The organism is Microvirga sp. 3-52, assembly GCF_018383585.1.
Classification (GTDB): Bacteria; Pseudomonadota; Alphaproteobacteria; order Rhizobiales; family Beijerinckiaceae; genus Microvirga.
The window spans coordinates 157,530-169,970 of the sequence record NZ_JAHAMK010000004.1 but is presented as its reverse complement, the minus strand read 5'-3'; the positions used below and the strand labels follow the sequence as shown (position 1 = coordinate 169,970).

Annotated in this window: 8 protein-coding genes; all 8 read right to left on the bottom strand. The window is 62.6% G+C overall.

The features are described 5' to 3' along the window. Positions 1–25: 25 nt before the first annotated feature. Entirely contained in the window at positions 26–1,702 is a 1,677-nt protein-coding gene (locus KHP60_RS05190; protein WP_213562502.1) for a methyl-accepting chemotaxis protein, read from the bottom strand. Between the two features lies 1 nt (position 1,703). After that, a complete protein-coding gene (locus tag KHP60_RS05185) occupies positions 1,704–2,300 on the bottom strand; it encodes a chemotaxis protein CheW (protein ID WP_213562501.1) in 597 nt (198 codons plus the stop codon). Between the two features lie 2 nt (positions 2,301–2,302). Next, positions 2,303–3,748, bottom strand: coding sequence for a protein-glutamate O-methyltransferase CheR (locus KHP60_RS05180; RefSeq protein WP_213562500.1), 1,446 nt, complete (start codon positions 3,746–3,748; stop codon positions 2,303–2,305). Then, the gene (locus tag KHP60_RS05175; RefSeq protein WP_213562499.1) at positions 3,748–4,254 is read right to left on the bottom strand and encodes a chemotaxis protein CheW; all 507 of its coding nucleotides are present in this window, start codon (positions 4,252–4,254) and stop codon (positions 3,748–3,750) included. Before KHP60_RS05175 ends, KHP60_RS05180 begins: the two co-directional genes overlap by 1 nt. Before the next feature lie 96 nt (positions 4,255–4,350). Beyond that, a complete protein-coding gene (locus KHP60_RS05170; RefSeq protein WP_213562498.1) occupies positions 4,351–6,477 on the bottom strand; it encodes a tetratricopeptide repeat protein in 2,127 nt (708 codons plus the stop codon). Further along, positions 6,468–7,565 carry a glycosyl hydrolase family 8 gene (locus KHP60_RS05165; protein ID WP_249688519.1) on the bottom strand — a complete coding sequence of 366 codons (1,098 nt, stop codon included), beginning with the start codon at positions 7,563–7,565 and terminating at the stop codon, positions 6,468–6,470. Before KHP60_RS05165 ends, KHP60_RS05170 begins: the two co-directional genes overlap by 10 nt. Next, on the bottom strand, positions 7,562–9,793 hold the full coding sequence (locus KHP60_RS05160) for a cellulose biosynthesis cyclic di-GMP-binding regulatory protein BcsB (protein ID WP_213562497.1): 2,232 nt from the start codon (positions 9,791–9,793) through the stop codon (positions 7,562–7,564). The genes KHP60_RS05165 and KHP60_RS05160 overlap by 4 nt, the downstream gene beginning before the upstream one ends. Before the next feature lie 363 nt (positions 9,794–10,156). Next, positions 10,157–12,352, bottom strand: coding sequence for a UDP-forming cellulose synthase catalytic subunit (gene bcsA, locus KHP60_RS05155; RefSeq protein ID WP_213562496.1), 2,196 nt, complete (start codon positions 12,350–12,352; stop codon positions 10,157–10,159). Positions 12,353–12,441 lie beyond the last annotated feature (89 nt).

Here is a 12,441-nt window from a genome sequence, read left to right as displayed (position 1 = left end):
TACGGGCGTCCCTACCGTGGACCGCTTACAGACGGTAGCGCTCGGCAAGGCCGAGCAATTGTTGCGAAAGGCTGGACAGATTGGCTGCCGCCATATCGAGCTGGCGAGTGCCGGCAGCCGTCTGCTGACTTGCCTGACGGATGTTCTGGAGGGCGCCCATCACCTGCTCGATGCCAAGCTGCTGCTGATTGGTCGAGGCGATGATCTGCTGGAAGGTCTGGACGCTCTCCTGGATCTGGGTGGAGATTCCGGTGATGGTCTGCTGGGTGATGTCCGTACGCTCCTTGCCGGCGGCAACGCGTTTCACGGCTTCCTCCGTGAGCATCACGGAGGAATTGATTCCGCGCTGAATGTCACCCAGAATCGAGCGCACCTGCAAAGTTGCATCCTTTGCCTGATCGGCAAGAGTCTTCATCTCGGAGGCCACGACGGCGAAACTGCGTCCGTTCTCGCCCGCTGCGGCGGCTTCGATAGCGGCGTTGAGGGCAAGAAGATGCGTACGCTCGGAAATGTCGTTGACGGAGGTGATGATCTCGCCGACGGCCTGCGTCTTCTCGCTCAAGGCGACGATGTTTTCCGCCACCGCTTCAGCCTGCTCGCGGATGGCATCCATGGCCCGCGCAGTTTCTTCGACGGCCTGCAGTCCCGATATGCTGGTCTGTGCCGCAGCCTGTGCTGATGCGATGACCTCCTGCGCGCGCTTTCCGATCTGCGTGCCCGAATGCGTGATCTCGTCGACGGTTGCGGCAGTTTCCTGAACGGCAGCGAGCTGCTCCTCGACAGAGGCCGCCTGCTCCTGGGTCGATGCGCGGATTTCCGCCGCTGAGGCGTTCAGGTTTTCAGTTGCCTCGCGGCTCTGTTGGGCGAGTTGGCGGAGACCTTCGACCATGGTGTTGAGGGTCGCACCGAGATGTCCGATCTCGTCCTTGCCGGTCACCGCCATCTGACCGCCGAGCTCGCCCCGTCCGACCCGTTCAACAAAGCTCATGAAGGCGCTGAGCGGACCTGTGATGGAGGAGCGCAAGGCATAGGTGATCAGGATGCTCAGGAGGGCCGCGACGGCCACGGCCATGATGATCGACATCCGGCTCTGCTCATAAACCTCGCTGATCCGTCTCTGTCCAATCGTGATCGCTTCGCCCAGCACACTGCGAGCTTGAACCAGGTTTCTGTTCCAGGATTCGCGACTGGTGTTCAAGGCGTTCTGGGTGGCTGCCACTGCGGCAAAATCATTGCTCTGCTGGGCGGCGAATTGCCGTTCTGTCGAGGAGCGGAGCTGACGCAGGTCGCCGCTGGCACGATTGAGAATTTCGGCAATGCGCCGCCAGGCATCTGCCCTCTGCGACGTGACCGACCGCATGGCTAAGTCATTTACCGTTGCAATCGCCTGCGCCATAGAGGCGTCGGTCGCAGCGGCCTGCTGTTCCCAGGAGCGGGACAAGTCGTCACCGGCGGCCTGCGGCTGGCCAAGCGAGCGCAGGTAGAAGCGGGAGAGGATTTCCTCCCGTAGTCCCCGCATGTTGTTCTGCAGATCACCAAGCTCTTCGAGCTGACGCATCAGCGCCAGATCGCGCGTCACGATCGTCTCTGTCGATTGTCGGACATCGTCGAGTTGGTTGATTGCATAGACGCCGAGGCCGACCATCAGTGCGACGATGACGGCGAAGCCGAGAAGAATGCGATTGGCGATCGAGATCGTCACGTCAGGCTCCAGAAACAGATGAAGAGGATAGGAAGGGACGCAGTAGGCGCTCGACGTCGAGAAGAGAAACGGTTTCGTCCTGATCATCAGGGCCGGATTGGGACTTGCCGTAGCCGGTGACGGCATCATTGCGAAAGCCTGCAGCCTCCTCGCCGGTCAGGGGTATGATATCTGCGACTTCATGGGCGCGCTCGACCCTCAGCGCAACCCGGGGTGTCTCCCGCCGCAGCAGGATGAAGTGAGTGCTTTCGTCGTCCTGTGAAGCAACCTCCAATCCAAGTGCGAGAGCAAGATCGACCACGCTCACCAATTGTCCGCTCCGCCCGAAAAGTCCGATTAAGGCAGGTGGGCCATCGGGAACCGGCATGCACTTTTGGGGCGGCAACACTTCGGCGATGGTCTCTATCGGGAGGCCGAAGCGCTCGCGCCCGGCACCGCAGACCAACGCGCGAGGCAAAGCTTCTGCCGGGGAGGTCGCAGCCTTGCGGGCTGCAAGGCGTTCCGTGCGCTCGTCGAGGATCTGCTGCATGCGCTCCTCGGCCGAACGAATGCGGACCCGCTCCATCAATCTCAGCTTGCGGTGCACTGACCTGGCCACGGTCATCTCCTACGCTTGGACGGCGTGGCCGCCTCGAGATGGATGCGGACCAGGTTGCGCAGATCCATGGCGGTGAGTCCGTCCGCCTCGTCGAGCAGGCGGTCGTCAGGCATCGCTGCCGCAATGCGGGCCGCATTGGTCAGTGCACGCCGGCCAGCACCGGATCGCCCTTCCGCAAGCAGCATCAGTCCAAGGTGGTAGTGAGCCATGGCAAAGCTTTTATCGAGGTAGATGCTCTTAAGGAAGCTGTTCTCAGCATCATCGGGCCGTTTGAGCGCCTGGAGGATGAGGCCATGGTAAAAGTGAAGGACAGCGCTCAAGGGCTGGTCGGCAAGGGCTTTCCGGCAGAGAGCATCCGCCACAACGAAATCGCCGGAATTGGCTTGCGCTTTGACCTGGTCCAGCAAGGCATCTGGAGCCTGAGGAGTAGCGCGGGAGACCGGAGCTTTGAAGAGATCCTTCGCAGGACGTAAGAGAACTTGCCGCTTGGTGGGTTCTACCGGTTTTGGAGCAGACCGTAGCGATGCAATGTCCCTCGGGTACGGGTTTGGCCGCTCGAACGATGATACTGAAGGCAATTCCGGCCCTGAGCCGGACCGATAGGCCACCGTCCCTGGCAGATTCAGGGTCTGCATCATGGCGGAGAAGGTGGGATTGGGCTCCGCATGGCCGAGCAGCATCCACCCCTCCTCTGCAAGGCGGTTGTGCAGGGCCTCGACGATCCGGATTACGGTGTCCGGATGAAAGTAGATCAGGACGTTGCGGCAGAGGATCAGATCGAAATCGGTGAGCTCGAGAGGCGAGGTACCGTCGAGGAGGCTCAGGAGATTGTGCTTTTCGAAGCGGACCAGAGAGCGGAATTCCGGCCGCACCAGCCACTGGTCCTTCCCCGAGGCCAGGAAGTAGCGTTCCCGTTCCTCGGCGGGCATCGATCGCAGTGCCCACTTTCCGAACCGCGCCTGCCTGGCAAGGTTGAGGAAGCTGTCGTTGATGTCGGTGCCGACGATGCTGACCCGCCATGTTCCAAGGCTCTCGCCGAGAACCCCCTTGACGAGGATGGCGAGGGAATAGGGTTCGGCTCCCGTGGAGCATCCCGCGCTCCAGATGCGCAACCGCCGTGTGGCGCCTTTCCTTTCAATGATCTCGGGCAGGATCGTATCGCGCAGGGCCTCGAACTGCTCCGCGTAGCGAAAGAAAAAAGTCTCGCCGATCGTGATCTCGGTTTCGAGCTTGCCCCATTCGGCAGGGCCTGAAATCGCATCATCCAGGAGGTTCAGGTATTGAATCGAATCGGGAAGTGCCGTCGCACGCAAGCGCTTGCGTACGCGCTCCCATAGTAGGTCGTCCTTGTCCTGGTAGTAGAAGTGCCCCGTACGCTCGATGATGCGGCCTTTCAGTTCTGGAAAGCCGGCATCGACCAGTGGGATAGCAGTGGCACGTGCGGCCATTAGGCCGGAACCGCCCATTCACTGAGGCGGTTCTGGGCCTGACGTCCGAGTTCCGCAAGGGCCTGCTGCTCCTCGGCGAGAAGAATGCGCTCGACCGAAAGCAGGTGGACGAGCCGCCCGTCCCAGGTGACCTCCGCCTCGACGCAGCCGTTCAGGGTGCCTTCCTCACTGACGGATGAAATCTGGGATGCATCAACGCTCACAACATCGAGAACCCGGTCGACGAGGAGCGCTGACGTCCCGGATCCGCTGATTCGATCAACGAGGATCAAATGCCGGTAGAGATCCCCCTCGGTGCCATCCTCGACACGCTGAAGGCCGAACAGCGCGTCAAGCCGAAGTACCGGAATGGCATGCCCGCCCAGGTTGAAGAAGCCCGCCACCGGGCGAGGCATGGCCGGAGCGCGCCACAGGCGCGGCAGCGGTAGAAACTCGCGTGCGGCGCTTCTGTGCAGGGCACAGGCGGTGCCGCACACGCCGAACACTATGATCTGCAAGCTGGCCATGGATTCGATCAAGGGAGGAAACTGAGGGAGGGCTCAAGCCCATTCGACCATTAGATAGGTGCGAAGCTCGGTCTGGCAACCGCCCTCACGGGACAGCTAGTACCGCATCCGACCGGTGATTTCGAGAATGGCGTTCAAGCCGGCCGCGGCCTCCTCGGAATATCCCGTCTGCTGGACGGCACGGAAAACCTTCTCAGCATCGTTGTAGCGGCCGAGCCTGACATAAGACCAGCCGCGGATGAGCAGAAGGTCGTTCTGCTCCGGGACGATGCGGGCCCTCTCGCTCAAGGCCATCAAGGTTTCCACATAGCGCCCGTCGCGATAGGCCGCGAGCGCTCGCTGCGTCAGGATCGAGGCGCCGAGTTCCACCCGGCGCTCGCGGGTCTGCGGCGCCTCGGTGGCGGCGATGGCGGCCTCGGAGGTCAGGTTCTTGCGCAGATAGGCAAGGGACTTGCCGTAGGCCGCTTCCTCGCGGGCGCGGCTGCTGCCGGTGGCGATGGCCTGATCGAAGGCGGCTACGGCTTCCATGGGACGGTTGATCTCCATGAGGCACCAGCCGCGGGTCAGAGCGCTGTCACCTGACAGACCAGCTGGATTGCGCGTCATGGTGCAATTGCGCCCCAGAGCTGATCGGGCCTGGGTCTGCCTGCGCCGGACATTGCCCTCGGTCCGGGAGAAAGTCTGCTCGGTCTCGATTCGCTCGACGGTGACTTCGCGGGAGACTGGGCGAGGCTGGACCGGCGGCGGAGCGCTCTCGATGGGCTGCGCCAGGGGAGCCTGGGCGACAGGAGAAGGCGGGGTGGTGACGGGCTGCCGTCCGGTGGCCGGGTTGGCCCCGTCCGCCAGGTCGGCGATGCGCTGCGAGCGGCTCCGCCATTGCGCGACCACGGCGTTGAAGCCGGCACGGTCGTTGAGGCGCTGTGTCGTCAGGGCCAATCCATAGGCCGAGGCTTCGTCATCGGCCTTCCAGGTCAGGGCTGTGCGGAACCAGTCGCGCGCCGTGCGGATCTGCTCCGTATTGTAGGAGTACCAGCCGAGAGCCTGGGCTGCATCCGAGAAGCGCTGTGCCGTGACGACCGGGACGATCCGCGCAAGCACCTGCGGCTCAAGGCGCGGCGCCGGGTCCTGGCTGAGGAGCGCCGTTGCCACGTCGAGATAGATCTTCATGCTCTCGGGCGCGCGCTCGCGCCATTCGTAGGCGAAGGCTTCCGCATCCGAAAGCCGTTCGAGCGCCCGCAGCGACATGGCATAGCCTTCCGCCGCCTTCGTGCCGCCGTCGCGGTCGAGAGCCGTCTTGAACAGTTCGAGCCCCCGTGCGGGATTGCCGTGATGGTAATTGTACCATCCGAGAATCAGGACGGGACCGGCTTCGTTCGTGTTCTGGATCAGCCGCTCGACCACGGCGAGATCTTCGGCCGATGCGGTCGCCTTGCTGTCGAGGGAGGCGCGCTCGACCCGGCGGCGAGCCAGCTCGTCGCGGATAGCGGTGAAATCGTCCGGGGACTCGCCAGTCTTGCGCTCGAACTGGAGCAGGGTCGCCACCTGCTGCTCGGGCAGCAGGGTCAAGGCCTTCTGCAAGGTCGCCAGACGCTCGCCCAGGCTGGCGCAGTTCTGCAGGAGATAGGTGTAGACGTCCCGTGTCCGGTTCGGCTGATCCGTCCGGGCGAAGGCTTCCGCCACGCGCCAGAGCACGTCCACGTTCACGCAGGTCAGGAGGCTGGGCGCTTCGGTAGCCACCTGCAGGACCGTACGCCATTGACCCGTATCGGACGCATTGGTCAGCCGGCGGCGCGCCTCGACCGTCTCGAGCGCCGCGACCAGCTCTTCCGGGGCCTTCCAGTTCGGGTCAGAGGTCTGACGTTCGGCGATGGCCGCGCGAACCTCGGCGATTCGGTCTTCGCGATAGAGGTTCCAAAGGCGCTCGATGAGCGGGTCGGGCGCTGCTGCTGCGGCGCCTCCCGAGAGCTGCGACAGGTCGCTGGGGGGAGTCCAATTGGGATAGAGGGCCCGCAATCGTGCGATTTCCGCATTCACGCGGCGGGTGTCGCCCTGGGATGCGAAATAGCGCAGGGCGGATTCATCGACCTGCGGCTGGGATCCGTTCGCCGGAGGTGGCGGCGATTCGGCTGGCGGCTGGTTGCTGCCGGAACCCGTTTGCTGCGCGATAGCCGCGAAGCCCAGGATTGCAACCGCAATCGTTATAGCACTGCCGACTAGACGCATTGCGGATATTTTTCACCGAGCAGGGATTTCGCCAGAAGGTATAGGGTGGACGGATAATAGAGGCTCGGCTCAAAGGTCCTCAGCGCTTCAGGAACAGGCGTTCCGTCGAGCGCGCAGGCCAGAGCTGCGGGCAGAATGGCGTAGCCCTGATCAGTCAGTCGCTCCCGGACCTGTCCGGTCACCACATTGACCACGGCAACTCCTTCGTTCTCCGCAGACCAGCGCTGCTTGAGAGCCCTCAGCCACTCCATGTCAGTCATCCCTGCCCTCAACAGGTAAAGCGGTATCCTTAACGAGTTGTAACCGAACTCGGGAGGAAAGCCATCTGCCGGCCGAGGTTGGAGCCCGTTCTGAAGCGAGATCCAGTCGGCGGGAAGCCTGACGCGGCCCGAAGTCGACTGCTGCAGCAGCATCACGCCGTCCCGCCAGACCCGGTTCCACTCGTATTCGGGTGCCAGGCCGGCGAGCACCGGAAAGGTTTCGAAGACCCAGTAGGAGAGATTGATAACCGGGCCGTCGGGGCGATCGCCTGCGCCGAAACCCTGGGCACCCGGCAGGAGAAACATGGACCGTCCGCTAAGGCTGAACGTGCTCTTGCCAATGGCTTTGGCGAGCTTCTGCGCGGCCGTTGTGTAGCGGGGCTCCTGCCAAGCGGTTCCGGCCCTGGCCAGGGCATAGGCAATGAGAAGATCGCCGTCGCTCGCATTGTTGCGATCAGTGACCCGAGGCTTGCTGGCGGGATCCCATTTCCAAACGGCCAGACCGTCGTCGCGAATTAGAAGTTCGGTGAAGGTGAAATTCCAGATCTGCTCGAAGGAGCGCCTGTCGGCGGCAGCCAGGGCCAGCAGCAAACCGTATCCCTGTCCCTCGCTATGACTGATGTTGCCGTTGGCCGTATCGACCACCCTGCCATTGTCTTCCACGAATCGCGAGCGATAGGCCTCCCAGTCGGCCGGGGAGATCGTCCCTACGAGGTTCAAGGGCTGGACGGAGAGGCTCTGAGAGGATGCGATCGACGCCATAAGAAGGAAGAAGGCCGCAAAGAGCCAGGGCAGGAGCTGGATGGGACGGGGGAGCCGGATCGTCATGACCGGCGTCCGAGGCGGTTCAGAAGCAGGGAGGTTGCAACGCCCAGGAACGTACAGCACGCCAGCATGAGAATAGCATAGGGAAGGATGTTGGCGGACATCCAGTTCGCTGCGACGAGGCGCAGGTTCGTCAGGGAGGGAGGCTGGGTCTGCACGAAGCGATAATCCTTGATCGGCTCGACCTGCAGCTTCATCTCCCGGGGTTCGAGAGCGATCGCCCGCCCCGCGACCTGCGACCAGATCATGGGATTGGCCAATCGGGCCATTTCGTCTGCCAGCGCCTTGTCCGTTCGGGCTGTCACGAGCGTCCAGACCCCGGACGCTTCGGTGCGGCTTTGGGCAACGAGAAGGGAAGCGCGCTGCGGCGGCTCATAGGGTGCTTCGGTGCGTTCTTCCAGAGAAAGGGAGCTGACGGAGAGGCTGAAGGTCTTTTCCATCCAATCCTGCACGGTGCCGATTGTCTGCTGAAGAACGCCGCGCCTCTGGAACGTCTCCGACCACCGCTTGCGGACCTCGTCCGTCGATGTCGCGGTCGCGCGATCCGGCGAGGCCTGGGCGGCCGGAAGGCTGAACTCCGTGCTGGCCATCTGTGGTGCGGAACGGTCGCCTGCTGCCGGCGTCGAAGGCCAGATCATGCGCAGATGTTCCGACACCTTCACACGGTTGAGCAGGCCTGCAGGGACCTGATCCACGGCGCCGATGAACAGCACGGATTCGTCATCCGTCGAGGCCGCATTGGCGAACTGCGCACGCACCGGCGCACCGGCGCTGCGCGCCATGCGGGCGAGCAGGGTGCCGGCTGCGGAATAGTGCAGAGGGTCGGGCCGGGCCAAAACGACAGTTGCCGGAAGATCCTCATCCGGGAAATGGCCTGCACTCAGAACGGCGAGATCCGGCAGGCGCCCGATACGTCCATAGGTCGGGAACTCGAGGGTGGTTGTGTCGAAAAGGACGAAGCGGTTTGCCTCGGAGAGGGTCTCGCCCGGGGCGCAGCGCTCATCGGCATCCGTCAGCAGGACAGCCTCGATGGTGACATGGTTGAGCCCCGACTTGAAGTTCTTGAGCGGCACTCGGATGTTATGCCGCCGGACAATGTCCCCTTGCGAGGTAATCGTCATCTGCGTGCTGATCATGCCATTGACGAACACGTTGACATGGCTGCCCGGCCGCACCGCCGACGTGTAGGCCGCATCCAGGTGCAGGACGGTCTCGCCATATTCGGTCGCGTAGAAATCCGAGGGCAGGTTGATGGAAAAGCCGGTCTTCAGCCGCCGCCCGGAGAATTCCTGCGTCGGTACACCGAGATCGGCAAAGCGGAAGGATTGCGCACCGTAGGCGGTCCGAACCTCCGGCCATTGCCATGAGGCGGTGTCGATCACGCCGCGTTCGACCTGCGTGGCATTAAGGCCTCGAACTCCGACGATGCCGATGGCGGTGTCGAGATCCTGCCAGGTCGGTCCAGATACGACCAGGGTGGAGCCTAGAGATCCCGGCTCCTGCATCATCATGGTCAGCGGCTGGATCGTGGCAGCATCGGGCACGCCCGCAACCAACCCGCGCAACTCACTAGCGAGACCCATGGCCACTTTGATCGTGCCGATGGGGGACGGACCCGGATCGGATTCCACCACCTGGATCACGGGATGAGCATAGCGTCCGCGCAGGGCCACGAGTTGCACGAGGCGCAGCAGCCGATCGCGGATTTCGGGACGGTAGATCTTGGGAGCCACCACCCGGATCGTCGTCACCCCCATACTGTCGACACCGACGGCGGGCAGATCGTCCAGGCCGCGCAGCGTCTTGGTGGCGCCTTCGGCGAAGATGAGCTTCGTGGAGGACGAGTCCACATCGGTCCAAAGCTCGTAGGTGGCTTCGATGGTGCAATCCGTCCGGTGCCGTTGAAAGGCTTCCATGCGGATGATGTTCTGGCCCGCCCGCAGGAGACCGGGGCGGATCGATGCCGTCATGCGCTTGATGTCGTCGGACGATGAGATCGGCGTGTCGACGACCGATTCGCCATTGATCGCAATCCTCAAGCGCGAGCCTTCGGGCATGACCACAACGGCGTTCTTATAGCCGAGCGCGATGCTGGCGCCACTCGATGCCTCGTCCTGAGTGAGGTGGAAGGTCCAGGACCTTGCATCGGTCTCGCCCTCGAGGCGGATGGTTTCGAAGGGCAGAACGGGACGCTCGATGCGCGCCACGCTACGGCCTGCCGTGGCTCCCATTGCGGGTTTCGCGATGGGTCTGGCCGGAGCCGGACTACCACCCTGCGCCTGGGGAGTTGCCGGTGACGGGCTTTGGGGCGCCATGTTGAAAGGCGTCCCCGTACCGGCCGGGGGGGCAGGTTGGACTGGAGCTGCGGGCTGTGTCGCGGGAGGTGTCGAAGACGCTGCACCTGGCTGGCGCATCCCGAAGGGAGCGGCAGACGGAGCTTGCTGTGCCGGTTCCTGCTGCGGCGGTCGCACCGTCGAGGGCGTGCTCGGTGCGCCGGGCGACATACTGAAGGGTGTCTGTGCGACAGCGTTCTGCGCACTGAGCGCCTGAATAGCCAGCAGAGAGAAGATCAGGACCCGACGCACGGTATACCTCTACTTGACGGCTGGAGCGACGGACGGAGCCGGCGGGCTGGAACTGCCGATCTTCTGCAGGCCGAAGAAATAGGAGAGGCCTCGTCCTGTCTGATAGAACGCGACCATGAAGAACCAGAGCGTACCGCGGAGAACGCCGATGTCATGGTGTCGGTTCTTCTGAAATTCGCTCCACTGGTCCGCATTGGCGAAGACGAGATCGGCGATCATCCGGCGATGCTCGGGCTTTTCGATCGTGAAGCGGCAGCCGAGCAGCAGGCCTTTGTCGTCCATTCCCACCTTGCGGATCTCCATCGGCAGATGCTGGGCGGGGAGACTGGAGAGGGGCTGAAACTCGAGCGTGCCCGAGGTTCCCTTCTTCAGCTTCGGCTCAGCGGAAGGCGGAACGTGGACCCTTGCGCCCCCGACCGAGACATCCTTCATGACCGCATCGATGATCTCGTCGCCTATAACGAAGCGGCAGGGCCGTTCGACGCGAACCCGATGGCTCTGGCGCCGTGTGGCGCGCTCCGACACCACGCCCAGGGCACAGCCGGCGATGATGAGGTTGAGAACGTTCCAGGCGCCCGTCACCAGAGTGAGGTCGGCCTTATAGGGCTCCGCCCAAACTCGGATGCCGGTGGCAATGACGCCAAGGATCAGAATGCCGAAAATGATGAAGTATGGTGTTCCCAATTCCGAGACGCGGCTTTCATCCATTGTCTCATTCTTGGACGTTACCTTGAAGGTAGGCTTGCTGGGATTGGCGATCACGGACAATACGGCCGGCAGCAGATAGATCGTCTGGATGTACTCGTAGAGATCTGAGATCCACGGCCAGCGATAGCGGCCGTAGAGATAGTTCTGCATCATGAAGTTCACCATCATGTAGGTGAAGGTATAGGCGAGAAACTCGCCTCCCGATGCAGTGAAGATCTCGAGCCCGAAGAAGAGATAGCAGAGCGGCGAAACGAGGAAGCAGAACCGCGAGAACGGAAACAGCCAGAACATGCTGCTCGACATGTAGCACAGGCGTTGCGAGATCTTCAGCCCGCGCTTGAAGGGCGGGAACTTGTAGCGCAGGATCTGCATCATGCCTTGCGCCCAGCGTGAGCGCTGGCCGATGAAGCTAGCGAAGCTGTCCGGTTGCAGACCGGCAATCAGCGGCTTGTCCACATAGACGCTCGTCCAGCCGCGGGAATGGAGCTCGAGGGCGGTCTCGCAATCCTCGGTGATGCTGACACCGCTGAAGCCGTTGGTTTCCTGCAGGGCTTCGCGACGAAGAACGGCGGCCGAGCCGCAGAAGAAGGCCGCATCCCACTTGTCGAGGCCGCGCTGGATGACGCCGTAGAACATCTCGTTCTCGGACGGCATGGTCTGGAAAGTGCCGAGATTGCGCTCGAGCGGATCGGGATTGATGAAGAAGTGAGGTGTCTGAACCAGAAACAGGTTCTTGTCCGTGGTGAAGTAACCCACAGTCTCGGTGAGGAAGCTGCGCGCAGGTGCGTGATCCGCGTCGAATACGGCGACCAGGTCGCCGGTCGAGTGCTCGAGGCCGTTGTTGAGGTTGCCCGCCTTGGCATGCAGGTTGCGTGCCCGGCTCAGGTATTTCACGCCCATGGCGGCGCAGAGCTCCTGCAGCTCGGCGCGGCGCTCGCGGGCTTGGTGCGCGGCGTTGGCGTTGCTCGAATTGCACTTCTCGTCCGTGCCGCCGTCATCCAGAAGCCAGACCGTGACCTTGTCCGCCGGATAGGTCATGCCTCTCGCAGCGGCCAAGGTCGTCGCCAGCAGATCGGCACTCTCGTTATAGGTCGGAACGAAGACATCGACCGTCGGCAGGTTTTGCGGGTCGATCTGAGGCGCCTTGCGTGATTTCAGCGGGCTCGATACCACGAAGAGGCTCAAGAACAGCATCATGACGCTGTACATCTCGGCCAGATAAAGCAGAAAGCCCGGGATGAAGCTTGTGACCTCAGTGATCGGCGGGATCGTACTGGTGGTGCGCCAGAAAACGTAGCGCAGGACGATAGCGGTGCCGAGAGCCAAGGCGATCAGCCGCCAGATGCCTTGAGCACGGAAGAACTTGAGGATGATCATGCAGGCCACGACAGTGAGGCCCGCGACAAGATGTGCCTGGAGGCTGATGGGAAGAGCAACGATCGAGACGATCAGTACCGCCGCCACAGCCCAAAAGGCCACGATAAGACCCGCTCGCATCGTCTGGATTTCTCGGCTTGAATGATTGGCGTGGGAGATTGCACCCTTAATTCAAGACTAAAGTCAGGTCTATTAATATATCCGTAGTT

What these genes read in the sequence shown, in the direction of transcription:
- bcsA (WP_213562496.1), bottom strand. Translation starts at nt 12,352, where the DNA reads ATGCGAGCGGGTCTTATCGTGGCCTTTTGGGCTGTGGCGGCGGTACTG.
- KHP60_RS05165 (WP_249688519.1), bottom strand. Translation starts at nt 7,565, where the DNA reads ATGACGATCCGGCTCCCCCGTCCCATCCAGCTCCTGCCCTGGCTCTTT.
- KHP60_RS05160 (WP_213562497.1), bottom strand. Translation starts at nt 9,793, where the DNA reads ATGGGAGCCACGGCAGGCCGTAGCGTGGCGCGCATCGAGCGTCCCGTT.
- KHP60_RS05175 (WP_213562499.1), bottom strand. Translation starts at nt 4,254, where the DNA reads ATGGCCAGCTTGCAGATCATAGTGTTCGGCGTGTGCGGCACCGCCTGT.
- KHP60_RS05180 (WP_213562500.1), bottom strand. Translation starts at nt 3,748, where the DNA reads ATGGCCGCACGTGCCACTGCTATCCCACTGGTCGATGCCGGCTTTCCA.
- KHP60_RS05170 (WP_213562498.1), bottom strand. Translation starts at nt 6,477, where the DNA reads ATGCGTCTAGTCGGCAGTGCTATAACGATTGCGGTTGCAATCCTGGGC.